This window comes from Variovorax sp. PvP013 (genome assembly GCF_050435945.1).
Lineage (GTDB): Bacteria > Pseudomonadota > Gammaproteobacteria > Burkholderiales > Burkholderiaceae_C > Variovorax.
Window position 1 is genome coordinate 932,238 of the sequence record NZ_JBNDLF010000001.1, and the last position, 24,153, is coordinate 956,390.

27 protein-coding genes are annotated in these 24,153 nt (G+C 70.2%); 12 read left to right on the forward strand and 15 right to left on the reverse strand.

Annotated features, from left to right (window positions below; genetic code table 11):
* Nucleotides 1-5 precede the first annotated feature (5 nt).
* From ABID77_RS04455 to ABID77_RS04470, 4 genes are all read right to left on the reverse strand, one after another.
* Nucleotides 6-2,609, reverse strand: coding sequence for a YgiQ family radical SAM protein (locus ABID77_RS04455; RefSeq protein WP_429591450.1), 2,604 nt, complete (start codon nucleotides 2,607-2,609; stop codon nucleotides 6-8).
* A gap of 137 nt (nucleotides 2,610-2,746) precedes the next feature.
* Nucleotides 2,747-3,529: a 3-hydroxybutyrate dehydrogenase gene (locus tag ABID77_RS04460; protein WP_429591452.1), complete on the reverse strand. Its 783-nt coding sequence runs from the start codon at nucleotides 3,527-3,529 to the stop codon at nucleotides 2,747-2,749.
* Between the two features lie 112 nt (nucleotides 3,530-3,641).
* Nucleotides 3,642-4,853 (reverse strand): patatin-like phospholipase family protein, encoded by a 1,212-nt coding sequence (locus tag ABID77_RS04465; protein WP_429591455.1) that lies wholly within the window; start codon nucleotides 4,851-4,853, stop codon nucleotides 3,642-3,644.
* On the reverse strand, nucleotides 4,850-5,785 hold the full coding sequence (locus tag ABID77_RS04470) for a YihY/virulence factor BrkB family protein (RefSeq protein ID WP_429591457.1): 936 nt from the start codon (nucleotides 5,783-5,785) through the stop codon (nucleotides 4,850-4,852). Before ABID77_RS04470 ends, ABID77_RS04465 begins: the two co-directional genes overlap by 4 nt.
* A 153-nt stretch (nucleotides 5,786-5,938) precedes the next feature.
* Between ABID77_RS04470 and ABID77_RS04475 the strand changes: the two genes are divergently transcribed.
* The 3 genes from ABID77_RS04475 to ABID77_RS04485 all read left to right on the forward strand — a co-directional run bounded on the left by ABID77_RS04475 (nucleotide 5,939) and on the right by ABID77_RS04485 (nucleotide 8,231).
* Nucleotides 5,939-6,583 (forward strand): chromate transporter, encoded by a 645-nt coding sequence (locus tag ABID77_RS04475; RefSeq protein ID WP_429591460.1) that lies wholly within the window; start codon nucleotides 5,939-5,941, stop codon nucleotides 6,581-6,583.
* Complete coding sequence (locus ABID77_RS04480; RefSeq protein WP_429591462.1) at nucleotides 6,580-7,179, forward strand: chromate transporter; 600 nt, start codon at nucleotides 6,580-6,582, stop codon at nucleotides 7,177-7,179. Before ABID77_RS04475 ends, ABID77_RS04480 begins: the two co-directional genes overlap by 4 nt.
* Before the next feature lie 77 nt (nucleotides 7,180-7,256).
* A complete protein-coding gene (locus ABID77_RS04485; protein WP_429591465.1) occupies nucleotides 7,257-8,231 on the forward strand; it encodes an aldo/keto reductase in 975 nt (324 codons plus the stop codon).
* A gap of 95 nt (nucleotides 8,232-8,326) precedes the next feature.
* Here the strand turns inward: ABID77_RS04485 and ABID77_RS04490 are convergent, their stop codons facing one another.
* From ABID77_RS04490 to ABID77_RS04500, 3 genes are all read right to left on the reverse strand, one after another.
* The gene (locus tag ABID77_RS04490; protein ID WP_429591468.1) at nucleotides 8,327-8,608 is read right to left on the reverse strand and encodes a hypothetical protein; all 282 of its coding nucleotides are present in this window, start codon (nucleotides 8,606-8,608) and stop codon (nucleotides 8,327-8,329) included.
* Between the two features lie 133 nt (nucleotides 8,609-8,741).
* Nucleotides 8,742-9,251, reverse strand: a complete 510-nt coding sequence (locus tag ABID77_RS04495; protein ID WP_429591471.1) for a hypothetical protein — start codon at nucleotides 9,249-9,251, stop codon at nucleotides 8,742-8,744.
* Between the two features lie 4 nt (nucleotides 9,252-9,255).
* Nucleotides 9,256-10,398 (reverse strand): JmjC domain-containing protein, encoded by a 1,143-nt coding sequence (locus tag ABID77_RS04500; protein WP_429591474.1) that lies wholly within the window; start codon nucleotides 10,396-10,398, stop codon nucleotides 9,256-9,258.
* A 14-nt stretch (nucleotides 10,399-10,412) separates the two neighbouring features.
* On the opposite strand from ABID77_RS04500, the gene ABID77_RS04505 reads away from it, so the two are divergent.
* A complete protein-coding gene (locus tag ABID77_RS04505; protein ID WP_429591477.1) occupies nucleotides 10,413-10,937 on the forward strand; it encodes an FKBP-type peptidyl-prolyl cis-trans isomerase in 525 nt (174 codons plus the stop codon).
* A 66-nt stretch (nucleotides 10,938-11,003) separates the two neighbouring features.
* Here the strand turns inward: ABID77_RS04505 and ABID77_RS04510 are convergent, their stop codons facing one another.
* The 4 genes from ABID77_RS04510 to coaBC form a co-directional block, all read right to left on the reverse strand.
* Entirely contained in the window at nucleotides 11,004-11,513 is a 510-nt protein-coding gene (locus ABID77_RS04510; RefSeq protein ID WP_429591480.1) for a glycine zipper 2TM domain-containing protein, read from the reverse strand.
* Nucleotides 11,514-11,637: 124 nt separating this feature from the next.
* Nucleotides 11,638-12,084, reverse strand: a complete 447-nt coding sequence (gene dut / locus ABID77_RS04515; protein WP_429591482.1) for a dUTP diphosphatase — start codon at nucleotides 12,082-12,084, stop codon at nucleotides 11,638-11,640.
* Nucleotides 12,081-12,494: a hypothetical protein gene (locus ABID77_RS04520; RefSeq protein ID WP_429591485.1), complete on the reverse strand. Its 414-nt coding sequence runs from the start codon at nucleotides 12,492-12,494 to the stop codon at nucleotides 12,081-12,083. Before ABID77_RS04520 ends, dut begins: the two co-directional genes overlap by 4 nt.
* A complete protein-coding gene (gene coaBC / locus ABID77_RS04525; RefSeq protein ID WP_429591487.1) occupies nucleotides 12,491-13,720 on the reverse strand; it encodes a bifunctional phosphopantothenoylcysteine decarboxylase/phosphopantothenate--cysteine ligase CoaBC in 1,230 nt (409 codons plus the stop codon). The genes ABID77_RS04520 and coaBC overlap by 4 nt, the downstream gene beginning before the upstream one ends.
* A 71-nt stretch (nucleotides 13,721-13,791) precedes the next feature.
* Between coaBC and ABID77_RS04530 the strand changes: the two genes are divergently transcribed.
* The 7 genes from ABID77_RS04530 (at nucleotide 13,792) to ABID77_RS04560 (ending at nucleotide 19,601) form a co-directional block, all read left to right on the forward strand.
* A complete protein-coding gene (locus tag ABID77_RS04530; RefSeq protein WP_429591489.1) occupies nucleotides 13,792-15,462 on the forward strand; it encodes a CTP synthase in 1,671 nt (556 codons plus the stop codon).
* Between the two features lie 10 nt (nucleotides 15,463-15,472).
* On the forward strand, nucleotides 15,473-16,330 hold the full coding sequence (gene kdsA, locus ABID77_RS04535) for a 3-deoxy-8-phosphooctulonate synthase (RefSeq protein ID WP_429591492.1): 858 nt from the start codon (nucleotides 15,473-15,475) through the stop codon (nucleotides 16,328-16,330).
* The gene (locus ABID77_RS04540; protein WP_429591495.1) at nucleotides 16,327-16,617 is read left to right on the forward strand and encodes a DUF1330 domain-containing protein; all 291 of its coding nucleotides are present in this window, start codon (nucleotides 16,327-16,329) and stop codon (nucleotides 16,615-16,617) included. The genes kdsA and ABID77_RS04540 overlap by 4 nt, the downstream gene beginning before the upstream one ends.
* A 74-nt stretch (nucleotides 16,618-16,691) precedes the next feature.
* Complete coding sequence (eno, locus tag ABID77_RS04545) at nucleotides 16,692-17,975, forward strand: phosphopyruvate hydratase (RefSeq protein WP_429591498.1); 1,284 nt, start codon at nucleotides 16,692-16,694, stop codon at nucleotides 17,973-17,975.
* 28 nt (nucleotides 17,976-18,003) lie between these two features.
* Nucleotides 18,004-18,279, forward strand: a complete 276-nt coding sequence (ftsB, locus tag ABID77_RS04550) for a cell division protein FtsB (RefSeq protein WP_429591501.1) — start codon at nucleotides 18,004-18,006, stop codon at nucleotides 18,277-18,279.
* Nucleotides 18,280-18,289: 10 nt separating this feature from the next.
* A complete protein-coding gene (pnuC, locus tag ABID77_RS04555; RefSeq protein ID WP_429591504.1) occupies nucleotides 18,290-18,922 on the forward strand; it encodes a nicotinamide riboside transporter PnuC in 633 nt (210 codons plus the stop codon).
* Nucleotides 18,923-18,929: 7 nt separating this feature from the next.
* Nucleotides 18,930-19,601 (forward strand): AAA family ATPase, encoded by a 672-nt coding sequence (locus ABID77_RS04560; protein WP_429591507.1) that lies wholly within the window; start codon nucleotides 18,930-18,932, stop codon nucleotides 19,599-19,601.
* A gap of 24 nt (nucleotides 19,602-19,625) precedes the next feature.
* Here the strand turns inward: ABID77_RS04560 and ABID77_RS04565 are convergent, their stop codons facing one another.
* The gene (locus tag ABID77_RS04565) at nucleotides 19,626-20,624 is read right to left on the reverse strand and encodes an Hsp33 family molecular chaperone HslO (protein ID WP_429591510.1); all 999 of its coding nucleotides are present in this window, start codon (nucleotides 20,622-20,624) and stop codon (nucleotides 19,626-19,628) included.
* A gap of 11 nt (nucleotides 20,625-20,635) precedes the next feature.
* On the reverse strand, nucleotides 20,636-21,163 hold the full coding sequence (locus ABID77_RS04570) for a gamma carbonic anhydrase family protein (protein WP_429593281.1): 528 nt from the start codon (nucleotides 21,161-21,163) through the stop codon (nucleotides 20,636-20,638).
* Nucleotides 21,164-21,199: 36 nt separating this feature from the next.
* Here ABID77_RS04570 and ABID77_RS04575 point away from each other — a divergent pair, with 36 nt between their 5' ends.
* Nucleotides 21,200-22,027: a ferritin-like domain-containing protein gene (locus ABID77_RS04575; RefSeq protein WP_429591513.1), complete on the forward strand. Its 828-nt coding sequence runs from the start codon at nucleotides 21,200-21,202 to the stop codon at nucleotides 22,025-22,027.
* Nucleotides 22,028-22,096: 69 nt separating this feature from the next.
* On the opposite strand, the gene ABID77_RS04580 is transcribed toward ABID77_RS04575, so the two are convergent.
* Nucleotides 22,097-23,062 carry a Bug family tripartite tricarboxylate transporter substrate binding protein gene (locus ABID77_RS04580; RefSeq protein ID WP_429591515.1) on the reverse strand — a complete coding sequence of 322 codons (966 nt, stop codon included), beginning with the start codon at nucleotides 23,060-23,062 and terminating at the stop codon, nucleotides 22,097-22,099.
* A 61-nt stretch (nucleotides 23,063-23,123) separates the two neighbouring features.
* Nucleotides 23,124-24,074 carry a site-specific tyrosine recombinase XerD gene (gene xerD / locus ABID77_RS04585; RefSeq protein WP_429591518.1) on the reverse strand — a complete coding sequence of 317 codons (951 nt, stop codon included), beginning with the start codon at nucleotides 24,072-24,074 and terminating at the stop codon, nucleotides 23,124-23,126.
* Nucleotides 24,075-24,153 lie beyond the last annotated feature (79 nt).

Below are 24,153 nucleotides of genomic sequence, written 5' to 3' on the forward strand. Positions count from 1 at the left end.
CCGGATCAGCGACCCTTGCGGATCGGCCGGGCCGGCATCGGCTTGGGGCGCTGGCCGGAGGCGGCCGACGAGCCCGGCGCGACGTTCGAGCGCGCCAGGCCGCCACCGGTCGATCCGGCGCCCTGCCGGCCCGATCCGTTGTCGCGCGGCGGCAGGCCGGTGTGCTGCGTCAGCAGGCGGCCCTTGGTGGGCGAATTGACGGGCGTGGCGCCGGCTTTCTCGCCCGCGCCGCCCGACGAGTTCTTCCGGCGCGCGCTGGTATAGCTGCCGTCGGTCAATGGCTGCCAGGTCGGAATCAGGTGGTGCTTGCCGTTGCCGATCAGGTCGGCGCGGCCCATGGCCTTGAGCGCCTCGCGCAGCAGCGGCCAGTTGTTGGCGTCGTGGTAGCGCAGGAAGGCCTTGTGCAGGCGGCGGCGCTTGTCGCCGCGCACGATGTCCACCGTCTCGCTGGTGCGCGTGATCTTGCGCAGCGGGTTGCGGTTGCTGTGGTACATGGCCGTCGCCGTGGCCATCGGGCTCGGGTAGAAGGTCTGCACCTGGTCGGCGCGGAAGCCGTTCTTCTTCAGCCAGATGGCGAGGTTCATCATGTCCTCGTCGCTGGTGCCGGGGTGGGCGGCGATGAAGTACGGGATCAGGTACTGCTTCTTGCCCGCCTCGGCCGAGAACTTCTCGAACATCTGCTTGAACTTGTCGTAGCTGCCGATGCCGGGCTTCATCATCTTGGTGAGCGGGCCCTGCTCGGTGTGCTCGGGCGCGATCTTCAGGTAGCCGCCGACGTGGTGCTGCACCAGTTCCTTGACGTATTCCGGGCTCTGCACGGCCAGGTCGTAACGCAGGCCGGAGCCGATCAGGATCTTCTTGATGCCGCGCAGCGCGCGGGCGCGGCGGTAGATCTTGATGAGCGGGTCGTGGTTGGTGCCCAGGTTCGGGCAGATGCCGGGGTAGACGCAGCTGGGCTTGCGGCAAGCGGCCTCGATCTCCGGGCTCTTGCAGCCCAAGCGGTACATGTTGGCGGTCGGTCCGCCGAGGTCGGAGATGGTGCCGGTGAAGCCCGTGACGCTGTCGCGGATGGCCTCGACCTCCTTAATGATCGAGTCCTCCGAGCGGCTCTGGATGATGCGGCCCTCGTGCTCGGTGATCGAGCAGAAGGTGCAGCCGCCGAAGCAGCCGCGCATGATGTTCACGGAGAAGCGGATCATCTCCCAGGCCGGGATCTTGGTCGCGCCGTCGTGGCCGCCGTGCTCGTCGGCATAGCGCGGGTGCGGGCTGCGGGCGTAGGGCAGGTCGAACACGTGGTCCATCTCGGCCGTGGTCAGCGGGATGGGCGGCGGGTTGACCCAGACGTCGCGCGCGGTGGCGCCCTCGCCGTGCGCCTGCACGAGGGAGCGGGCGTTGCCGGGATTGGTCTCGAGGTGCAGCACGCGGTTGGCGTGGGCGTAGAGGATGGGGTCGGCGCGCACCTGCTCGTAGGACGGCAGGCGGATCACGGAGCGATCGCGCGGCGGGACCTTGATGCGGGTGGAGACGGGCTTGGCGACTTCGATCGCATCGGCGCTGGCTCCCTGCCCCGGGGCGGCTGCCTGTCCCGCAGGGAGAGGATCGGGGTGAGGGCTCTCCGGCTTCCTGCGCAGGTTGGGGTTGGGCATGAAGCGCAGCGGCTGCGCCGCGCCCTCACCCCTGCCCTCTCCCGGAGGGAGAGGGAGCAATGCCGCCGCGCCCTGCCCCTGGACCGATGCCGATCCCCGCGCCTCGGCGGCCTTGGCGACGGCCTGGGCCTCGTCCTCCTTGGCGCAGGTGGCGCCGTTGGCCTTGGCCTGGTCGGACACCATCAGGTAGGGGTTGACGTGCGCCTCGACGCGGCCGAGCTCGTCGACGCTGGTGGAATCGATCTCGAACCAGCCCTCGGGCGTGGCGCGGCGCACGAAGGCGGTGCCGCGCACGTCGGTGATCTCCTGCACCGGCTCGCGCGCGGCCAGGCGGTGGGCGATCTCGACGATGGCGCGCTCGGCGTTGCCGTAGAGCAGCAGGTCGCACTTGGCGTCCACCACGATCGAGCGGCGCACCTTGTCCGACCAGTAGTCGTAGTGGGCGATGCGGCGCAGGCTGCCCTCGATGCCGCCGAGGATGATCGGCACGTCGCTCCAGGCCTCGCGGCAACGCTGCGAATAGACGATGGCGGCGCGGTCGGGGCGCTTGCCGCCGACGTCGCCGGGGGTGTAGGCGTCGTCGCTGCGGATCTTCCGGTCGGCGGTGTACCGGTTGATCATCGAGTCCATGTTGCCCGAGGTCACGCCGAAGAACAGGTTCGGCCGGCCCAGCGCCTTGAACGGATCGGCGCTCTGCCAGTCGGGCTGCGCGATGATGCCGACGCGGAAGCCCTGCGACTCCAGCATGCGGCCGATGACCGACATGCCGAAGCTCGGGTGGTCGACGTAGGCGTCGCCGGTGACCACGATGATGTCGCAGCTGTCCCAGCCGAGCGCGGCCATCTCCTCGCGCGAGGTCGGCAGGAATTTCGCGGTGCCGAAGCGGGCCGCCCAGTACTTGCGATAGCTGGTCAGCGGCTTGGCCGCGCGCGCGAAGAAGGAGACGTCGACGGGGGCGTTCATCGTGGGTGGGGGGTCGGCGGAAGTGATGGAGGGCGGAAACCTGCATCCGCCTGTGGGTGGCGCCCGTGACGGGCAACCCGGGATTTTAGGGTTTTCCGCCCTTTCCGTCGCCCCGTGGGGACAACGCCCGGGCCGTCCTACTGCATGAACCAGCCGTGGCTCACCACCATCGACTGGCCGGTCAGCGCGTTGGTCGGGAAGGCCGCGAACAGCAGCGCCACGCGGGCGACGTCGTCGGTGGTGGTGAATTCGCCGTCCACGCTGTCCTTGAGCATCACCTTCTTGATGACGTCCTCCTCGCTGATGCCGAGGTTGCGGGCCTGCTCGGGGATCTGCTTCTCCACCAGCGGCGTGCGCACGAAGCCGGGGCAGATCACGTTGGCGCGCACGCCGTGCTTGGCGCCTTCCTTGGCGACCGTCTTGCACAGGCCGATGAGGCCGTGCTTGGCCGTGACGTAGGGCGCCTTCATGACCGAGGCCTCCTTCGAATGCACCGAGCCCATGTAGATCACGCTGCCGCCGCGGCCCTGCGCGTACATGTGCTTGAGGCACGCCCTGGTGGTGAGGAAGGCGCCGTCGAGGTGGATGGCGAGCATCTTCTTCCACTCGGCGAAGGTGAATTCCTCCACCGGATGCACGATCTGGATGCCGGCGTTGCTCACCAGGATGTCGATGCCGCCGAAGGCCCTGGCGGCCTCCTCGACGGCGGCGTCGACCTGCTCCTCGCTGGTCACGTCGACCGCGACGCCGACGGCCTGCGCGCCGGTGGCGGCGATCTCGGCGGCGGTGGCGTCGGCGGCGGCCTTGTTGAGGTCGGCGATGACGACCTTGGCGCCTTCCTTCGCGTAGAGCAGCGCGATTTCCTTGCCGATGCCGCTGGCCGAGCCGGTGACGAAGGCGACCTTGTCCTTGAGTTGCATGGATGTTCCTTGAGTGAGGTGGAAGTGGTGAGGAGGGAAATCGGTGGCGACCGGACGCCGGACCGGCGAGCGTAGCGCGGCCGGCACCGCCGGATGATGCCCGCCGCGACCGTCAGCGTTTCGTGCGCGCCGCCCGGTGCGCCACGGCCGGCGCGTGCATCGGATGGCGCAGGCGGCGCGACTGCGGGTCGCCCAGGTCGAAGGTGGTCACGCCATTGACGTCGGAGGCCTGGCGCAGCAGCTCCGGATGGTCGAGCGTGTGTCGGATGTCGCGCAGCCCCGCGTCCCAGTGGTCCTCGACCGAGGCGCGCGAGAACTCGTAGTCCTTGGATTCGAGCTCTTCGGGCTTGTTGCGGTAGATGAGGTGGACGATCTCGATCGGCTCGTGCGTCAACTCGGCGCGCACGGCGGCGACGCTGGGATCGTCGCGGAACTGCTCGGGCAGCCTGGCCATCAGGTCGGCGATGGCCTGCTGCAGGTTCATGTTGGCCGCGAGCACGTCGGTGTTCATGCGGGTGCGGCTCGAATAGGTGATGTCCTTCTGCCGCTCCAGCGTCTCGCCCAGCGTGCGGGGCATGGGGCCGCGGGCGCTGAAGAGGTCGACCTGCAGCACCAGCAGCGACTCGTCGCGCGGGTGGGTGTCGAGCACGTACTGCAAGGGCGTGTTGGAGACGATGCCGCCGTCCCAGTAGTCCTCGCCGTCGATATGCACCGGCGCGAAGCCCGGCGGCAGCGCCCCGCTGGCCATGATGTGCTCGGGGCCGATGCGGTGGGTCGTGTTGTCGAAATAGACCGAGTTGCCCGTACGCACGTTGACCGCGCCGACGCTGAAACGCGTCTCGCCGTCGTTGATGCGGTCGAAGTCGACCAGCCGCTCCAGCGTGCCGCGCAGCGGCGTCGTGTCGCAGTAGCTCAGCACCGGCGCCTTGGCGCCGAGCAGCAGCGCCGGCGTGACGCGCGGCTCGAAGAAGCCGGGAATGCCCAGCAGCGCGGCCGAGGTCGCGCTGAACTGGTTCTGCCACTCGCGCGGCCCGGCCCAGGGCGGCAGCCGCTGCGGCGCGCCCGAGGAGACGAGGTACCAGAACTCCTTGAGCCGGTCGATGCGGCGCTCCGGCGGGTTGCCGGCGATCAGCGCGGCGTTGATGGCGCCGATCGACACGCCGGCCACCCAGTCGACCTCCTTGTGGCGCTCGTGCGCGCCGGCGTAGACGCCGGCCTGGTAGGCCCCCAGGGCGCCGCCGCCCTGCAGCACCAGCGCCCGGCGGGCGAAGGTGATGTCCTGGTTGCGCGGGTTCGAAGGCGGGGTGTCGTCGGAGGTGCTCATGAGGTCGGGGAAGGAAGTTCGCCGCGTTCGGGCGGGGTGCCGCGGCTGGCGTCGCCCACCGGCGCGGGCACGTCCTGCGGCTTGTTCTTGAGGGAGCCGAATTTCTGCGCGTAGACCCAGGTGAACTCCGCCCCCAGCAGGAAGATCTGCGCCGAGTAGTAGACCCACACCAGCACCACCACCAGCGAGCCGGCCGCGCCGTAGCCCGAGGCCACGCTGCTCTTGCCGATGTAGAGCCCGATGAGGTGCTTGCCGACCGTGAACAGCAGCGCCGTGACGGCCGCGCCGGTCCAGACGTCGCGCCATTCGACCTTCACCCGCGGCATGAGCTTGTAGATCATGGCGAAGACGACCGTCACCATCGCGAAGCTGAAGGCGAAGTTCACCGCCTGCGCCAGCGTGGCCCAGCCGCCGAACATCGGCGCCCACCACTTGCCCAGGGCCGCCAGCGCCGCGCTCGCGATGAGCGACACCATCAGCAGGAAGCCGATGCCCATCACCATGCTGAAGGACAGCAGCCGCACGCGCACGATGCTCCAGACGCCGCTGCTGTCGTCGCGCGCCGGCGCGCGCCAGATGCGGTCCATGGCGTCCTGCAGCTCGCCGAAGACCGTCGTCGCGCCGATCACCAGGATCGACACCCCGACCACCGTCGCGACGATGCCCTCCATCGGCTTGTTGACGGCCTCCAGCATGCCCTGCACGGCCAGCGCGCCCTGCGCCCCCATCAGGCCGGAGAGCTGGGCGAAGATCTCGCCGCGCGCCGCGTCGCGGCCGAACACCAGCCCGGCCACCGAGATCACGATCAACAGCAGCGGCGCCACCGAGAAGATCGTGTAGTAGGCCAGGGCGGCCCCCATGCTGGGGGCGTAGTCGTTCTTCCACGAGAGGAAGGCCTGCTTGAAGAGGTCGAAGAGGTCGCGCGAAGACATGGACGAGAGTGTCGCCGCTGCGCGGGGCCCCCCGATGTCGGCCCAGGTCGGGACTTGGGGCCGCGCGCCGAGCCCCTCCGGGGCGGCCACGCCCGGCGGGATCGTCGCGCGAGGCACCCCCGCATCGCGCCCCGGCAACCATAATCGTCGGCCATGCCACCGGTTTCCCCGCTCCCGCCTCCGCCTTCGTCCGATGCGGCCCGGCCCGCTCCAGGACACGACCTGCCGCCGGACCCGGCGTCCGACCGGCCCCGCCCGAGTTCCCCGGGCGACCTCTTCGTCTCGTTCACGCTGCTGGCGCTGCAGGGCTTCGGCGGCGTGCTGGCCGTGGTGCAGCGCGAACTCGTGGAGAAGAAGCGCTGGCTCACGCCCGACGAGTTCCTGGAGGACTGGGCCGTCGCGCAGGTGCTGCCCGGGCCCAACGTCGTCAACCTCGCCGTGATGATCGGCGACCGCCACTTCGGCATCCGCGGCGCGGCGGCGGCCGTGGCGGGCCTGCTGTCGGCGCCGCTGCTGGTCGTGATGGTGCTGGCGGTGCTCTACGCCCACCACGCCGGCGACCCGCGGGTGGCCGGTGCCCTGCGCGGCATGGGCGCCATCGCCGGCGGCGTCATCGCCGCGACGGGCTTCAAGCTGGTTCCCCAGCTGCGCAGGAACCCGCTGGGCTTCCCGGTCTGCCTCGCCATCGTCGCATCGGTGTTCGCCGCCATCGCCCTGGCGCGCGTCCCGCTCGGCTGGGTGCTGCTGACCGTCGGCATCGGCGCCTGCGTGGCCACCTGGCGGAAGATCGAACCATGACCATCGTCATGCACTGGCACGACTGGCTCGCGCTTTTCGGCCAGTACCTGCTGCTGTCGATGCTCTCCATCAGCGGCGCCATCACCACCGTGCCGGACATGCAGCGCTACCTGGTCGTGCAGCACGGCTGGCTTAGCGACGCGCAGTTCACCTCGTCGGTCGCCATCGCGCAGGCCGCGCCGGGGCCCAACGTGCTGTTCGTGGGGCTGATGGGCTGGAACGTCGGCCTCAACGCGGGCGGCGGCATCGACGCCGGGATGCACGCGTGGATGCTGGGCCTCCTGGGCCTGTCGCTCACGATGGTGGGCATCCTGCTGCCGAGCACCACCCTCACCTACTTCGCCACGCGCTGGGGCCACCGCAACCGCGCGCGGCGCGACGTGCGCGCCTTCAAGCAGGGCATGGCGCCGGTCGTCGTCGGCCTGCTGATCGCCACCGGCTGGGTGCTGGCCGCGGGCAACCGGGCACCGGACACGCCGCCGTGGCACCTGTGGCTGGTGGCCGGCATCGCCGCGCTCGTGGTCTGGCGCACGCGCATCCACCTGCTGTGGCTGCTGGGCGTGGGCGCGGCGCTGGGCGCGGCCGGCTTCGTCTGACCGACCTCCTGCCCTTTCGCTCCGTCGATCCGATCGATCCATCCATCCACCCACCCACCCACCCAAGGACACTCCCCATGCAACTCCGTCCCCTCGGCCGCTCCGGCCTGCAGGTCTCCCCGTTGGCCTTCGGCGGCAACGTCTTCGGCTGGACCGTCGACGAGTCGCTGTCGTTCAGCCTGCTCGACGCCTGGCTCGACGCCGGCTTCAACTTCGTCGACACCGCCGACGTCTACTCGCGCTGGGTGCCGGGCCACGCCGGCGGCGAGTCCGAGACGATCATCGGCAAATGGCTGCGCCAGAGCGGCAAGCGCAACCGCGTCGTCCTCGCCACCAAGGTCGGCAAGCCGATGGGCGAGGGCAAGTCGGGCCTGTCCGCGGCCTACGTCCGCGAGGCCGTCGACGCCTCGCTCCGGCGCCTGCAGACCGACCACATCGACCTCTACCAGTCGCACGACGACGATGCCGGCACGCCCTTCGAGGAGACGCTGGGCGCCTTCGCCGACCTGATCAAGGCCGGCAAGGTGCGCGTCATCGGCGCCTCCAACCACACGGCGCCGCGCCTGGCCGAGGCCCTGGACGTGGCCGAGCGCATGGGCCTGCCGCGCTACGAGAGTCTGCAGCCGCTCTACAACCTCTACGACCGCGGCGAGTTCGAGGACGCGCTCGAACCGCTGTGCCTCGCGCGCGGCGTCGGCGTCATCAACTTCTACGCCCTGGCGGCGGGCTTCCTGACCGGCAAGTACCGCACCGCCGCCGACGCGGGCAAGAGCGCGCGCGGCGAGAGCACGACCAAGAAGTACCTCAACCCGCGCGGCCTGCGCATCCTGGCCGCGCTCGACATCGTCGGGCGGCGGCACGGCGTGCCCATCGGCCAGGTGGCGCTCGCCTGGCAGTTGGCGCGCCCGGCGATCACCGCCCCCATCGCCAGCGCGACCTCTCTGGACCAGCTGCGCGGCCTGGTCGCCGCGGCCGAGCTGACGCTGGATGCGGCATCGATCCGCGAACTCGACGAGGCCAGCGAGCCCGGCGCGCGCTACGAAGGCACCTGAGTTCGCGCATCCTCGAAAACGAAAGGCCGGATCGACGAATCGATCCGGCCTTTTTCCCGTCGGCGACCCCGTGACGGGCCGCCCGGAAGAAATGCTTACCTGGGTGCCGATGCGGCGTTGCGTGCCGCGTCGGTGGCGGCGTTGGCGGCGTCCAGGGCCGACGAGGCGGCCGGCGACGGCGAGCTCATGCCCATGCTGCCGCTGGCGCCGGAGGCCGCGGGTGCCATCGGATCGGCCGGGGTCGTCGTGGTGGTGCTGGGCGCGACCACGGCGGGCGCCGGAGTCACGACGGTCGGTGCAGCGGCTTCCTCTTTCTTGCCGCAGGCGGTCAGGGCGGCGGCGGCCATCAGGGCGGCGATCAGGACGGTCTTGTTCATGTGCATTTCTCCTAGAAGTGAAGCGTGAAAATAAATTCTAGGGTGATCGTCAAGGCAAAACATCACGCCGGCGTTGGCCTGGACGCCTCCGCGCCGTCATCCAAATGCCCGTCCGGCCGTCCTCGACCGGCGATCAGAGACCCAAGATCGAAGCCGGGAACGCGGGCCGCGAACGCCGCAGGCACTCGTCGATGCGCTCGCGCAGCATGCGCCGGTGCTGCGGATCGCGTCCGCTCACGCCCCGGCCGCGTTCGGTGTCGATGCGATGCAGGAACCACGCCGGCGTCCAGATCGCGCTGGGGACGGCCGGCGCGCCGGCGCCGCCGCAGGCGTGGCACTCGACGATGTGGCTCCAGGTGCGGCGCCACTGCACGAAGCGCGCGTGCTCGCGCTCGAAGACCCCGAAATCGCCGGCCAGCATCACCAGCGCACGACCGCTCGACGACCAGGCCTGCAACGCTGTTGCCGTGGCGCGCTCGCCCAGCGGCCAGTCGGCGAACGTCGGATCGCTGAAGACGATCTGCCGCCAGCCCTCGCGCGCGGCCGCTTCGAGCGCCGCGTGCAGCAGCGCGTGGAAGGCCTGCCGGCCGTCGAACGGGCCTTCGGGCGGGGCCCCGTCCGCCGGTCCGTCGAGAGACGGCACCGACTCATCCGGCATGGGCCCATCCCGCGGCGCACCAGTCGCCCAGCAGCTCGACGGCGTCCTCGCTGGCGCCGCGCAGGTCGCGCGCGTCGAGTTCGCGCCGGTCGGCCAGGCGCCGCATCAGGGTCGCGTCGCGGCCGGCGGCGCGGAAGCTCTCGCCGTTGATGTAGACGTGGCGCGCGTCGTAGAGCATGCGCGTGCGGCGGTCGAGCGCGACGTGCCCGGGTCGCGCGTCGGGCGCTTCGCCCTGCTCGAACCACACGTTGCCCTTGGGCTCGGTCATCGATTCGCCCAGCGCGCGGTCGATGGCGTCGGCGTCGCGCAATGCCGCCTCCACCGCCTCGCGCGCGAAGGCCTGCAGCGCGGCGGGCATGGCGGCCGGCGCATCGACCGCGGCCTGCGCCGGATCGCGGTAATGAACGGGCCGGGGCGACGGCTCGTCCTGCAGGGCGTCGGCGCCGGCCTCGGCGATGCGCGCGAGCAGGTCGGCGCCCAGTGCCGAGGCGGCCGGCGAGCGCAGGCCGATCGAGCAGGTCATGCAGTCGCCGCCGATCGCGACGCCGTCGTGGGCATAGCGCGGCGGCAGGTAGAGCATGTCGCCGGGTGCGAGGTCGAAGGTCTGCTCGGGCTCGAAGTCGCGCAGGATCTTCAGCGGCACGTCCGGTTGCAGGCTCAGGTCGCGCTGGCGGCCGATGGACCAGCGGCGGGTGCCCTGCACCTGCAGCAGGAAGACGTCGTAGCTGTCGAAATGCGCCCCCACACCGCCGCCGTCGCCGGCATAGCTGATCATCAGGTCGTCGAGCCGGGCGTCCGGCAGGAAGCGGAAGCGCCGCATCAGCGCGTGCGCGGCGTCGTCGTGCAGGTCGACGCCCTGCACCAGCAGCGTCCAGCCGGGCTGCTTCGGCGAAGGCAAGGCGCGGCGCGCGAACGGGCCGTGGCGCAACGTCCAGCCGGTCGCGCCGTGGCGGATCAGGCGCGACTCGACGTCCTCGCGCGCGGCCAGGTCGAACAGCGCGGCGCGCGACACCGGCGGGCCGTCCAGCGGCACGGCCTGGCGCACCAGCAGCGGCTTCTTCTGCCAGTGACGGCGCATGAACTGCACCGGCGTGAGGCCGCCGAGCAGGGGTGAGGGTCGGGTGGGGTCCATGGGAGAATTCTGCAATGGAAATTTCTGAACAATGCGTGGTCGGACTGACCTGGACGCTCAAGGACACCCTGGGCGATGTGCTGGACGTGCTCGACGAGCCGGTGGAATTCCTGGTCGGCGGCGACGACCTCTTCGACGCGATCGAGGCCGTGCTGCAGGGCCATGAACCCGGCGCCCGCGTGCAACTGCAGCTGGAGCCCGAACAGGCCTTCGGCGACTTCGACGACCAATTGCTCTTCCTGGAACCCCGCGCCCTCTTCCCCGAAGGCACCGAGGAAGGCATGACATTCGACGGCGCCGCCCTGCCCGCCGGCACCAGCCCCGGCATCCCGCGCGACGCGATCTACACCGTCAGCGAGGTCTATCCGGACCACCTCGTGCTCGACGGCAACCACCCGCTCGCGGGCATCGCGCTGCGCCTGGACCTGACGGTGCGCTCGGTGCGCGAGGCGACCGAGGACGAGATCGGCAGCGGCACCGCCGGCACGGGCTTCTTCAGCATCGCGCCTAAGGCGCCGGGCAACGACCTGCTGCACTGACCGGGTCGGGCGGACGCGAAAAAGCCGGGTCCTCGAACCCGGCTTTTTGCTTTGGAAACGCGACGCTCAGTACCTGGAGAGCTGGTTGTTCTCGATGCGCACGCGGTCGCCGGTGCGCAGGTCGCCGGGCGTCGGCACGTCGAAGGCGCGGTAGCCGCCGTAGTCGGTCTGCACCGAGATGCGGTAGGTCTCGTAGACGCGGGGCGCGTTGTTGTTCGATTCGATGCGGTTGCCCAGCAGCGCACCGCCCACCAGGCCCAGGGCCGTCATGGCGGCGCGGCCGCCACCGCCGCCGAACTGGTTGCCCACCACGCCGCCGACCAGGCCGCCGGCGATCGCGCCGCCGCCCGACGGTCCGGCACCCTGCGTCTCGCTGCGCACGACCTCGATGTTGGCGATGCGGCCGTAGTCGACGTAGGGGTTCTGCGCCACCGGGCGGGCATGGGGGTGGTAGGGATAGCGGGCCGTCTCGTAGGCCGGGCCGGGCGCGGCGCAGGCCGTGAGCATGGCAAGCGCCACCGCGGCGGACGTCAGGGAAAGGAGTCGGACCGGCTTATGCATGGATGTCGTCTTCATGGCTGTTGCTCCTGCTGCCGTGCGACACGATCGAAACGGTCGGACGGCACTGGCTGTTGTAGTGGAGAAGGAATCGTTCTGACCGCGCGCCGTCCCGGGAGTTCCGGACTTCGCACGCCGCCGCTCAGGCGCGCCCGGTGGAGCCGTAGCCGCCCTCGCCGCGCTGGCTGGGCGCGAAATCCGCGACGACGTTGAAGGACGCCTGCACCACCGGCACGATGACCAGCTGCGCGAGCCGCTCCATCGGCTGGATGGTGAAGGTGGTGTCGCTGCGGTTCCAGGCGCTGATCCTGAGTTCGCCCTGGTAGTCGCTGTCGATCAGCCCGACCAAGTTGCCCAGGACGATGCCGTGCTTGTGGCCGAGCCCCGAGCGCGGCAGGATGAGCGCGGCGTAGCCCGGATCCGCCAGATGGATCGCCAGGCCGGTGCCGACGAGCTGCCAGGCGTTGGGCGCCAGCGTCACCGGCGCATCGAGGCAGGCGCGCAGGTCGAGGCCGGCGCTGCCGGGGGTCGCATAGGCGGGGAGTTGATCCGCCATGCGCGGATCGAGGATTCGGACGTCGACTTTCATTGCTTTCGTGGTGACCGGTCTACCCGGGGATCGTAGAGGCGGGACGGTGCGCTCGCGGCCGGCGGAGCGGGCTTGGGGTCGACGACGGCGGCGCGCACGCGCTCCTGCAGCCATCCGCTCCAGCCCTTGGCATCCGCCAGGGACGCCCAGCGCCGGAGGCCGCGCGCGAGGGCGTCGGTCACTGCCGCTCGCGGCTCGGCGCGCGCCTGGCCGGACGAACCGTCGCGGATGCCGGCGCGCGGCCCGGCCGGATCGACCGACTGCGTGCCCGTCCCGCGCGCCGCGCCGTCGAAGCCTTCCACCGGCGTGGCCGACGCCTGCAGGCGCGCCTGGGCGGCCCGCGCCATCAGCTGGTCGACATAGCGGGCGAAGTCGCCGTCGGGCGGCGTGGCCCAGTCGGCGCGGATCACGCGCGGTCCTTCCAAGCCGGCAGGCGGCCGGCGATCTCCTGCACCAGGGCGCGCGCCAGCGCCAGCTTGGGCGCGCGCGGCAATTCGCGCTCGCCCCGCTCGTCCACCAGCAGCAGGCTGTTGTCGTCCTGGCCGAAGGTCAGCGGGCCGATGTTGCCCACCAGCAGCGGGATGCCCTTGCGTTCGCGCTTGGCCCGCGCGTGGGCCGCGAGGTTCTCGCTCTCGGCCGCGAAGCCGACGCAGTAGAGGCGCCGTGCGCGCGCACGTTCGCCCCGCGCCACGGTCGCCAGGATGTCGGTGTTCTCGGCGAACTCCAGCACCGGTGGACGGCCGCTGCCGTCCTTCTTGATCTTGTGATCGCTCGACGTCGCCGGACGCCAGTCGGCCACCGCGGCCGTGGCGACGAACACCGTCGCGCCGCTCGACTGCGCCAGCGTCGCGTCGAGCATCTGCCGCGCCGACAGGACGTCGATGCGACGCACGCCGCGCGGCGTGGGCAGGTGCACCGGGCCGGCGACCAGCGTGACCTCGGCGCCGGCCTCGCGCGCGGCGCGGGCGACGGCGAAACCCATCTTGCCCGACGAGTGATTGGTGATGCCGCGGATCGGGTCGAGCGCCTCGAAGGTCGGCCCCGCCGTCACCAGCACGTGCTGGCCGGCCAGCACCTTCGGCTGGAAGGACGCGACGACGTCCTCGAGCAGCTGCTCGGGCTCCAGCATGCGGCCGTCGCCGGTCTCGCCGCAGGCCTGCGCGCCGCTGCCCACGCCCAGCACCGTGGCGCCGTCGGCCGCGACCTGCGCCAGGTTGCGCTGCGTGGCCGGATGGCTCCACATCTCGCGGTTCATGGCCGGCGCGATCAGCAGCGGCACGCGCTCGGCCGGGCGCGCCAGGCACAGCAGGCTGAGGAGTTCGTCGCTGCGGCCGGCGACCAGCCGGGCGACGAAGTCGGCGCTGCACGGCGCCAGCACGATGGCGTCGGCGTCGCGCCCGAGGTTGATGTGCGGCATGTTGTTGGCCTCGCGCGCGTCCCACTGCGACACGTAGACCGGGCGGCCCGACAGCGCCTGCATCGTGACCGGTGTGATGAACTGCGTCGCCGCCTCCGTCATCACCACCTGGACCGCGGCGCCGGCCTTGACGAACAGCCGGCACAGCTCGGCGGACTTGTAGCAGGCCACGCCGCCGGTGAGCCCGAGGACGATGTGTTTGCCGGTGAGGTCTTGCATGCGGGCGAGTTTAAGTCGCCCACCTATAATTCCGATTTCCCACTGTCCGGGTGTTCTGGCCCGGTACTGGCATGACCAAATTCGTCTTCGTCACCGGCGGTGTGGTGTCTTCCCTGGGCAAGGGAATCGCCTCCGCCTCGCTCGCCGCACTGCTTGAATCCCGGGGTCTCCGGGTCACCCTCATCAAGCTCGATCCCTACATCAACGTCGACCCCGGCACGATGTCGCCGTTCCAGCACGGCGAGGTCTTCGTCACCGACGACGGCGCCGAGACCGACCTCGACCTCGGCCACTACGAGCGCTTCATCAACACCCGGATGCGCCGGGCCAACAACTTCACCACCGGACAGATCTACAAGTCGGTGCTGGAGAAGGAGCGCCGCGGCGACTACCTCGGCAAGACGGTGCAGGTGATCCCCCACATCACCAACGAGATCCAGGAGTACGTCAAGCGCGGCGCCGGCATCGGCACCCCGCACGAAGTGGACGTGGCCATCGTCGAGATCGGCGGCACCGTGGGCGACATCGAGTCGCTGCCCTTCCTGGAGGCCGTGCGCCAGATGAGCCTGCGCAACGGCCCCAACAACTCGGCCTTCGTCCACCTGTCGTACGTGCCGTGGATCGCCGCGGCCGGCGAGCTCAAGACCAAGCCGACGCAGCACACCGCCAAGGAGCTGCGCGCCATCGGCATCCAGGCCGACGTGCTGCTGTGCCGCGCCGACCGCCCGATCCCTGACGACGAGCGCGCCAAGATCTCGCTGTTCTCCAACGTGCCCGAATGGGGCGTGATCTCGATGTGGGACGTCGACACCATCTACAAGGTGCCGCGCATGCTGCACGAGCAGGGCCTCGACGGCCTGATCTGCGACAAGCTGCGCATCAACACGCCACCGGCCAAGCTCCAGCGCTGGGACGACCTGGTCTACGAGGTCGAGCATCCGCAGCGCGAGGTGCTCATCGCCATGGTCGGCAAGTACGTCGACCTGTCGGACAGCTACAAGTCGGTCAACGAGGCCCTGCGCCACGCCGGCATGAAGAACCACGCGCGGGTCAAGATCGAATACATCGACTCCGAGACCATCACGCCGCAGGAGATCTCGCGCCTGACCAAGTACGACGGCATCCTGGTGCCCGGCGGCTTCGGCCTGCGCGGCGTCGAGGGCAAGATCTCGACGGCGCGCTTCGCTCGCGAGAACAAGGTGCCCTACCTGGGCATCTGCCTGGGCATGCAGGTCGCGACCATCGAGTACGCGCGCAACGTGGCCGGCCTGAAGAACGCCAACAGCACCGAGTTCGACCCCGACACCCCGGCCCCGGTCATCGCCCTCATCACCGAGTGGAAGGACGCCGACGGCACCGTCAAGACGCGTGACGCCAAGTCCGACCTGGGCGGCACCATGCGCCTGGGCGCGCAGAGCTCCGACGTCACCGAGGGCACGCTGGCCCACGGCATCTACGGCGACGTCGTCACCGAGCGCCACCGCCACCGCTACGAGGCCAACGTCAACTACCTCGACGCCCTGCGCGACGCCGGCCTGGTGATCTCCGCGCGCACCCAGCGCGAGCATCTCACCGAGATCGTCGAGCTGCCCACCGACGTGCATCCCTGGTACGTCGGCGTGCAGTTCCATCCCGAATTCAAGTCCACCCCCTGGGGCGGCCACCCGCTGTTCAACGCGTTCATCAAGGCCGCGCTCGAACACCAGGGCACCCACAAGAACGCCTTGAAGGCGGTCGCATGAAGGCATCCCAATGAAACTCTGCGGATTCGACATCGGGCTCGACCAGCCCTTCTTCCTGATCGCCGGTCCCTGCGTGATCGAGTCCGAGCAGCTGCAGATGGACGTCGCCGGCCAGCTCAAGGAGATCACGGCCGCGCTGGGCATCCCGTTCATCTTCAAGAGCAGCTTCGACAAGGCCAACCGCTCCTCGGGCACCACCTTCCGCGGCCCGGGCCGCGAGAAGGGCCTGGAGATCCTGGCCACCGTGCGGCGCGAGCTGGGCGTGCCGGTGCTCACCGACGTCCACACCGAGGACGACATCGTCGAGGCCGCGAAGGTGGTCGACGTGCTGCAGACGCCCGCCTTCCTGTGCCGCCAGACCGATTTCATCCGCGCCGTGGCGCAGTCGGGCAAGCCGGTGAACATCAAGAAGGGGCAGTTCCTGGCGCCGCACGACATGAAGAACGTGATCGACAAGGCCCGTGCCGCCGCGCGCGAGAAGGGTCTGCCGGAGGACAACTTCATGGCCTGCGAGCGCGGCGCGAGCTTCGGCTACAACAACCTCGTCTCCGACATGCGCTCGCTGGCGATCATGCGCGAGACGAACGCGCCGGTCGTGTTCGACGCCACGCACTCGGTGCAACTGCCCGGTGGCCAGGGCACCAGCTCGGGCGGCCAGCGCGAGATGGTGCCGGTGCTCTCGCGCGCGGCGGTGGCCGTGGGCGTCGCCGGCCTGTTCATGGAGACGCACCCCGATCCGGCCAAGGCCATGAGCGACGGCCCCAACGCCGTGCCGCTCAGGCACATGAAGGCCCTGCTCGAGACGCTCGTCGCGCTCGACCGGGTCGCCAAGCAGAACGCCTTCCTCGAGGACAGCTTCCAGTCATGACCAGCGCCTACATCATCGCCAACGTCGAAGTCACCGACCCGGTCCAGTACGAGGACTACAAGAAGTGGTCGAGCGCGGCCATGCAGGCGCATGGCGCCGAGGTGTGCGTGCGCGGCGGCGCAGTCGAGGTGCTGGAGGGCGACTGGGCGCCGCAGCGCATCGTCGTCCTCAAGTTCCCCTCGGTCGAGGCGGCCAGGCGCTTCAACGACTCGCCCGAGTACGGCAAGGCGCGCGCGGCGCGCCAGGGCGCCGCCGTAATGCGCATGATCGTGGTCGAAGGCGTGTAGGGTCGCTTGCCTCCGCCATCCGCTTCCCCGTCAACCCCCCCCCCCAGAATTTTCAAAACCGGAGAACTTCCAAAATGAGTGCCATCGTTGACATCGTCGGGCGAGAGATCCTCGACAGCCGCGGCAACCCCACCGTCGAGTGCGACGTGCTGCTGGAGAGCGGCACCATGGGCCGCGCGGCCGTGCCCTCGGGCGCGTCCACCGGCTCGCGCGAGGCCATCGAGCTGCGCGACGGCGACAAGAGCCGCTACCTCGGCAAGGGCGTGCTCAAGGCCGTCGAGAACATCAACACCGAGATCTCCGAAGCCGTGCTGGGACTCGACGCCAGCGAGCAGGCCTTCCTCGATCGCACCATGATCGACCTCGACGGCACCGAGAACAAGGCCCGCCTGGGCGCCAACGCCACGCTCGCCGTGTCGATGGCCGTCGCGCGCGCCGCGGCCGAGGAATCGGGCCTGCCGCTCTACCGCTACTTCGGCGGCATGGGCGGCATGCAGCTGCCGGTGCCGATGATGAACGTCATCAACGGCGGCGCGCACGCCAACAACAGCCTGGACCTGCAGGAGTTCATGATCATCCCCGTGGGCGCCAAGAGCTTCCGCGAGGCGGTCCGCTACGGCGCCGAGACCTTCCACGCCCTCAAGAAGATCCTGGGCGACCGCGGCATCAGCACGGCCGTGGGCGACGAAGGCGGCTTCGCTCCCAGCGTCGCCAGCCACGAGGAAGCGATCCAGCTGATCCTCGAGGCCATCGACAAGGCCGGCTTCGTCGCCGGCGAGCAGATCGCCCTGGGCCTGGACTGCGCGGCGAGCGAGTTCTACAAGGACGGCAAGTACGTGCTGTCGGGCGAGAACCTGACGCTGTCGGCCGAGAGCTGGACCGACATGCTGGCGACCTGGGTCGACAAGTACCCGATCATCAGCATCGAGGACGGCATGCACGAGGGCGACTGGGACGGCTGGAAGCACCTGACCGAGCGCCTGGGCCAGCGCGTGCAGCTGGTGGGCGACGACCTGTTCGTCACCAACACCAAGATCCTGCAGGAAGGCATCGAGAAGCGCATCGCCAACTCGATCCTGATCAAGATCAACCAGATCGGCACCCTGACCGAGACCTTCGCCGCCATCGAGATGGCCAAGCGGGCCGGCTACACCGCCGTCATCTCGCACCGCTCGGGCGAGACCGAGGACTCGACCATCGCCGACATCGCCGTGGGCACCAACGCCGGCCAGATCAAGACCGGCTCGCTGTCGCGCTCGGACCGCATCGCCAAGTACAACCAGCTGCTGCGCATCGAGGAGGACCTCGGCGACGTCGCCAGCTACCCGGGCCGCGCCGCGTTCTACAACCTGCGCTGACACGCGGACCCACGGATCGCCCGATACCGTGCGTTCGCGCGTCGTTCCGATCGTTCTCGTCGCGCTGCTGCTGGTGCTCCAGTCGCAGCTCTGGATGGGCCGCGGCAGCATGCGCGACGTCGCGCAGCTCGAGACGAAGCTGCGCGCCCAGAAGGAGTCCAACGCCCGCGCCGCCCTGGCCAACGACCGGCTGTCCTCCGAGGTCAACGACCTGAAGGTCGGCATGGAAATGGTCGAGGAGCGCGCGCGCCAGGAGCTCGGCATGGTCAAGCCCGACGAAGTCTTCGTCCAGATCACCCGCTGAAATCACACCGATGCCGGACTTCCTCTCGGCCCCGGCCTTCGTGCTGTGGGGCGCGCCGGCCACCTGGCTCGAACTGACGGCCGCCCTCCTCGCGCTGGTGATGGTGGGCTGCAACATGCGCGAGATCCACTGGGGCTGGCCGCTCGCCATCGCCAGCTCGCTGCTCTATGTCGGGGTCTTCTCGCAGGCGCGCATCTACGGCGATGCGTCGCTGCAGATCTTCTTCGCCATCGTCGCCTTCTGGGGCTGGCTGCAGTGGCTGCGCGGCCGGCGCGGCGACGGCGGCGCGCTGCGCGTGATGCGCCTGTCGCCGCGCGGCATCGCCTGGACGCTCGCGGCCTGCGCGCTGGCGTGGCCGGCCGTCTCCCTCTTCCTGCACCGTTTCACCGACACCGACGTGCCCTGGTGGGACGGCTTCGCCACCGGGCTGAGCCTGGTCGGGCAGTTCCTGCTCGGGCGCAAGTTCATCGAGAACTGGCTGGTGTGGATCGCCGTCAACGTGGTGAGCGTCGGCCTGTTCGTCCACAAGGGGCTGTGGCTGACGGTCGGCCTCTACGCGGTGTTCGTGGCGCTGAGCGTCGCCGGCTTCCTGGCCTGGCGCCAGCGGCTGCCGAAGCACGACGCGGCCGTCACGCCCGCATGATCGCCGCATGACCCCGAATCTCGCGCGCGGCTGCGTCGTCGCTGTCCTGGGCGCGGAAAGCACCGGCAAGACCGCGCTCGCCGAGGCGATCGCCGGGCGACTCTCGCGGCGCGGCATCGCCACCACCTTCGTCGGCGAGTACCTGCGCGAATGGTGCGACCGAGAAGGCCGCGTGCCGCGCCCGGACGAGCAGGCCGCCATCGCCGCCGAGCAGACGCGCCGCATCGCCGAGGCCGCCACGCACGGCGTCGTGGTGGCCGACACCACCGCGCTCATGACCGCCGTCTACAGCGACATGCTGTTCGGCGACGCCTCGCTCTACGCCGACGCCTTCGCCGCGCACCACGGCTATGCGCTGACCCTGCTCACGGCGCTCGACCTGCCCTGGGTCGCCGACGGCCTGCAGCGCGACGGCCCGCACGTGCGCGAACCGGTCGACGCGATGGTGCGCGCCGCGCTCGGTCGCGCCGGCGTGGCCTACTCGGTGGTGCATGGCAGCGGCGGCCAGCGCCTGACCAACGCCTGGAACGCCCTGAACCTCGCGGCGCAATCCGACCCACCGACGGGGACGTCGACGTCCGCATCCACCTCGGGATCGGCGCGCTGGTCGTGCGACAAGTGCTCCGATCCGGTTTGCGAACACCGCCTGTTCACCGACCTGCTGGCCCGCCGGACCTGAGCGGTCCGGGTCCTCGTCCGTCGGCTACTGGACCGTCGTCGGGGGCGGGATCTGGTCGCCCGGCGCGGTGAAGATCTGCGCCGCGTCCACCGCGTCGAAGCGGTACTGGCGGCCGCAGAAGTCGCAGCCGACCTCGATGTCGCCGCGCTCGGCCAGGATGTCTTCCGCTTCCTCGACGCCCAGGCCCCGGATCATGCTGGCGACCCGCTCGCGACCGCAGCTGCAGACGAAGCGCGGCCCCTCGGCACCGGTCTGCGGCTCGAAGCGCAGCAGCTTCTCTTCCCAGAACAGGCGCCGCAGGATGGTGTCGACGTCGAGCGTGAGCAGTTCGTCGCGCGTCAGGCTCGACGCCAGGATCGAGATGCGGTTGTAGTCCTCGTTGCGGCCGATCTCGTCCTCGTTGGCCGGATTCGCGTCGCGCTCCGAGGTGCCTTCGAGGTTGCCTTCGCCCTTGACCGGCAGGCGCTGGATCAGCAGGCCGGCGGCGACCTTGTCGTCGGCGGCCAGGACCAGCGTGGTGTCGAGCTGCTCGCTCTGGAGCATGTAGTGCTGCAGCACGTCGCTCAGGCGGTCGAGCTTCTCGCCGTGGTCGCCGAACAGCGGCACCACGCCCTGGTAGGGCTGCTGGCCCGGCAGGCGGCTCTTCGGCTCCAGCGTGATGGCGCAGCGCCCCTTGTTGTGGACGTTGACCATGTCCGGCAGGCGGGCATCGGCCGGCAGTTCGCCGACCACGGTGGCCGTGGCGCGCAGGCTCAGGTCGGGCTTGACCTCGGCCACCACGACCTTCACCGGCCCGTCGCCGAAGACCTGCAGGATCAGCGAACCGTTGAACTTGATGTTGGCCTGCATCAGCGTGGCCGCGGCGGTCATCTCGCCGAGCAGTTCGGCCACGGGCGTCGGGTAGGCGCCGGTGGTGGTGTTCGAGGCGCGACGCGCCAGGATCTCCCGCCAGGCATCGGTCAGGCGGACGATCATGCCGCGCACCGGCAGGCCGTCGAACAGGAATTTGTGCAGTTCGCTCAAGTCGTTCTTTCTCAATCGGAGATCTTGCGCAGCCCCTTGGCGTAGCGGTGGGCGTTCTCCACGTAGTGTCGCGCGCTCTGGCGCAGCTTGGCGGCGGCGGCCTCGTCGAGCGTGCGCACCACCTTGGCGGGGGCGCCGATGATGAGGGAGTTGTCGGGGAACTCCTTGCCCTCGGTCACCACCGCGCCGGCGCCCACGATCGAATTGCGGCCGATGCGTGCGTTGTTCAAGATCACCGCCTGGATGCCGATCAGCGAGTTGTCGCCGACGGTGCAGCCGTGCAGCATGACCTGGTGGCCGACGGTCACGCCTTCGCCCAGGGTCAGCGGGCTGCCCATGTCCGAATGCAGCACCGAGCCGTCCTGCACGTTGGTGTCGCGGCCGATGGTGAGCGCCTCGTTGTCGCCGCGCAGCACGGCGCCGAACCAGACGCTGGCGTTCTCGCCGAGCACCACGTGGCCGATCACCTGCGCGCTGTCCGCGACCCAGGCGCCGTCGGCGACCTGCGGGGCGACGCCGTCGAGTTCGTAGAGAGCCATCATCGTCTCCAATCGTCAAAAAATAGAATTGTAGGGATGCACCCCCGCCTCGCCGCCCTCGCCGCCCTGCGCCTGACCGATCCCGACGCCAAGATGGCCGCCACGCGCGAACTGGCCGCGCGGGTCCTTTCCGACAGTTCCGTTCCACTGGCGACGCCGGTGCGCGCGCCGGGCGACGACCTCGGCGTGCCCGGCCGGCCCGAGCGCCCGCTGCGCGTGTCGGCCACCGCCGTGGAGCGGCGCTCGCCCTTCACCACCGACGGCCGCGCCGCGCTGGTCCACGCCATCTGCCACATCGAGTTCAACGCCGTCAACCTGGCCCTGGACGCGGCCTGGCGCTACGACGGCCTGCCCGAGGCCTACTACCGCGACTGGCTGCGCGTCGCCGACGAGGAAGCGCAACACTTCACGATGCTGCGCGACCACCTGCGCACCCTGGGCGCCGCGTACGGCGACTTTCCCGGCCACGACGGCCTGTGGTCGATGTGCGAGAAGACGAAGGACGACGCGATCGCCCGCATGGCGCTGGTGCCACGCACGCTGGAGGCGCGCGGGCTCGACGCGACACCGCTGATCCAGGCCAAGCTGCGCCGCGCGAACGCACCCGACGCGCTGGCCGCCGTCGCCATCCTCGACGTCATCCTGCGCGACGAGGTCGGCCACGTCGCCATCGGCAACCGGTGGTACCGCTGGCTGTGCGAGCGCGAAGCAATCGATCCGGTGGCGCACTACCGGGTGCTCTACCGCCTTCACGACGCGCCGCGGTTGAGGGCGCCGTTCAACCTCGAGGCGCGGGCGCTGGCGGGATTCACCGACGAGGAACTGCGCGATCTGGAACCGGCGGACTCGCCGCCGCGTCCCTGAGGTCGCCGGCCGGGCGGGTAGCGACGCGGCGGGCTCCGGAGACCGTCGGCGCACGGGCCGGGACGGCCTTCAGTCCAGCTGCAGTTTCCGCTCCCGGATCAGCCGGGACCACTTCTCGCTGTCCGCCTTCACGAAGGCGGCGAACTCGACCGGACCCAGCGGATGCACCGCCGCGCCCGCGGCGGCGAACCGGGCCTTGATGTCGGGCTGCGCCAGCGCCTTCGCCAGTTCACCGGCCAGGCGGTCGACGAGTTCCTTGGGCATGCCGGCCGGACCGACGATGCCCTGGAAACCGACGGACTGCATGCCCGCCAGACCCAGTTCCGCCACGGTCGGCACGTTCGGCAGCTCGGGGTCCCGCGTCGGACCGGTCACGGCCAGCGCTTTGAGCTTGCCGCCCTTGACTTGCGGCAGCAGCACGCTGCCCGCATCGATCAGGATCTGGGTCTGGCCGCCGATCAGGTCCTGCACGGCGGGGGCGCTGCCCTTGTAGGGCACGTGCGTCATGTCGAGCCCCGTCACCTGGTTCATCAGCTCGCCGTTGAGATGGGTCGAGGTCCCGTTGCCGCCGGACGCGAAGTTGACCTTGCCCGACTGTCCCCTGGCCCAGGCGACGAACTCTCCGAGGTTGCGTGCCGGATGGTCCGGCCGGGTCACCGCGATGTAGCTGCCCTGGCTGATCTGGCCGATGTAGGTGAACTGTCGGACCGGATCGTACGGGGGCTTCGACTGCAGGTACGGCGCGATGGCGAAGGGTCCGGTGTTGGCCAGCAGCAGCGTGTAGCCGTCCGCCGGCTGACGCGTGAGCTCGGTCGCGGCGATCATGCCGCTCGCGCCGGGCTTGTAGTCGATCACGATCGTGCCCTTGAGCGCTTCCTGCATCGGCACCTGGACGGTGCGTGCCGCGAAGTCGATGCCACCGCCCGGTGGAAAGCCGACGATCATGCGGATGGGCTTGGCCGGATAGCCCTGCGCGGCTGCCAGACCGGCCGCCGCGACCAGCGCCAAGGCGCTCCAGAACCTGTGGTGTCTCACTGCGTTGCTCCCTCGATCGAAGCCGCGATTGTGGGCACGTCGGCCCTGGATCCCTTGCGTACTAACCCCTGGGATGGTGCTGCCCGTGGATCTGCTTCAACCGCTCGCGCGCCACGTGCGTGTAGATCGTGGTGGTCGAGATGTCGGCGTGCCCCAGCAGCAATTGCACGGCGCGCAGGTCGACGCCGTGGTTGAGCAGGTGCGTCGCGAAGGCGTGGCGCAGGGTGTGGGGCGACAGGTGCGAGTGGATGCCGGCGACGGTCGCGTACTTCTTGACGATCATCCAGAACATGACGCGCGTCATGCCCGCGCCGCGCGAGGTCACGAACAGGTCGGAAGTCTGGCGCTCGCCGAGGATCGCCGGGCGGGCGTCGGCCATGTAGCGCTCGATCCAGCGCCGCGCCTCGCCGCCGAAGGGCACCAGGCGTTCCTTGTCGCCCTTGCCGGTGACGCGCAGCACGCCGTCGTTCAGGCTCAGCTCGAAGACCCGCAGCGCGACCAGCTCGCTCACGCGCAGGCCGCTCGCGTACATCAGCTCCAGCATGGCGCGGTCGCGCAGGCCCAGCGTGGTGTCGGTGTCGGGCGCCTCCAGCAGGTCGACGACCTGATTCTCGGTCATGGTCTTGACCGAGCGCGCGGCCTGCTTGGCGGGCATCAGGCGCAGCGTCGGATCGGCCGCGATGCGGCGCTCGCGCAGGGCCCAGCGGTAGTAGCGCTTGAAGACCGTCAGGCGCCGGTTGGCGGAGGTGGCCTTGCCGGGCTTGCCGTTGCGCTCCTTGTCGAGCAGGCGCGCGCCCATGTAGGCCTGCAGGTCGCCCTCCCCGGCCGCGGCCAGCGTGGTGCCGCGCTCGGCCGCGAGCCATTGCGTGAACACCGCGAGGTCACGCCGGTAGGCCGCCAGGGTGTTCTTGGACAGGCCGTCCTCCAGCCAGAGGGCGTCGATGAACTCGTCGATCTCGGGCGTGTCGGGCGCGCGCGGGGCGGGGGTGGAGGCGGTGGAGGTGGAAGGCACGGCGAGCAAGATACCAAACGAAAAGGCCGCCCGGGATCGGACGGCCTTTCGAGGACGGCGGCCCGGCGTCGCCGGGCGC

Coding starts and splice junctions, on each gene's coding strand:
- ABID77_RS04455 (WP_429591450.1), bottom strand. CDS start 2,609: ATGAACGCCCCCGTCGACGTCTCCTTCTTCGCGCGCGCGGCCAAGCCG.
- ABID77_RS04460 (WP_429591452.1), bottom strand. CDS start 3,529: ATGCAACTCAAGGACAAGGTCGCCTTCGTCACCGGCTCGGCCAGCGGC.
- ABID77_RS04465 (WP_429591455.1), bottom strand. CDS start 4,853: ATGAGCACCTCCGACGACACCCCGCCTTCGAACCCGCGCAACCAGGAC.
- ABID77_RS04470 (WP_429591457.1), bottom strand. CDS start 5,785: ATGTCTTCGCGCGACCTCTTCGACCTCTTCAAGCAGGCCTTCCTCTCG.
- ABID77_RS04475 (WP_429591460.1), top strand. CDS start 5,939: ATGCCACCGGTTTCCCCGCTCCCGCCTCCGCCTTCGTCCGATGCGGCC.
- ABID77_RS04480 (WP_429591462.1), top strand. CDS start 6,580: ATGACCATCGTCATGCACTGGCACGACTGGCTCGCGCTTTTCGGCCAG.
- ABID77_RS04485 (WP_429591465.1), top strand. CDS start 7,257: ATGCAACTCCGTCCCCTCGGCCGCTCCGGCCTGCAGGTCTCCCCGTTG.
- ABID77_RS04490 (WP_429591468.1), bottom strand. CDS start 8,608: ATGAACAAGACCGTCCTGATCGCCGCCCTGATGGCCGCCGCCGCCCTG.
- ABID77_RS04500 (WP_429591474.1), bottom strand. CDS start 10,398: ATGGACCCCACCCGACCCTCACCCCTGCTCGGCGGCCTCACGCCGGTG.
- ABID77_RS04505 (WP_429591477.1), top strand. CDS start 10,413: ATGGAAATTTCTGAACAATGCGTGGTCGGACTGACCTGGACGCTCAAG.
- ABID77_RS04510 (WP_429591480.1), bottom strand. CDS start 11,513: ATGAAGACGACATCCATGCATAAGCCGGTCCGACTCCTTTCCCTGACG.
- dut (WP_429591482.1), bottom strand. CDS start 12,084: ATGAAAGTCGACGTCCGAATCCTCGATCCGCGCATGGCGGATCAACTC.
- coaBC (WP_429591487.1), bottom strand. CDS start 13,720: ATGCAAGACCTCACCGGCAAACACATCGTCCTCGGGCTCACCGGCGGC.
- ABID77_RS04530 (WP_429591489.1), top strand. CDS start 13,792: ATGACCAAATTCGTCTTCGTCACCGGCGGTGTGGTGTCTTCCCTGGGC.
- kdsA (WP_429591492.1), top strand. CDS start 15,473: ATGAAACTCTGCGGATTCGACATCGGGCTCGACCAGCCCTTCTTCCTG.
- ABID77_RS04540 (WP_429591495.1), top strand. CDS start 16,327: ATGACCAGCGCCTACATCATCGCCAACGTCGAAGTCACCGACCCGGTC.
- eno (WP_429591498.1), top strand. CDS start 16,692: ATGAGTGCCATCGTTGACATCGTCGGGCGAGAGATCCTCGACAGCCGC.
- pnuC (WP_429591504.1), top strand. CDS start 18,290: ATGCCGGACTTCCTCTCGGCCCCGGCCTTCGTGCTGTGGGGCGCGCCG.
- ABID77_RS04560 (WP_429591507.1), top strand. CDS start 18,930: ATGACCCCGAATCTCGCGCGCGGCTGCGTCGTCGCTGTCCTGGGCGCG.
- ABID77_RS04570 (WP_429593281.1), bottom strand. CDS start 21,163: ATGGCTCTCTACGAACTCGACGGCGTCGCCCCGCAGGTCGCCGACGGC.
- ABID77_RS04575 (WP_429591513.1), top strand. CDS start 21,200: ATGCACCCCCGCCTCGCCGCCCTCGCCGCCCTGCGCCTGACCGATCCC.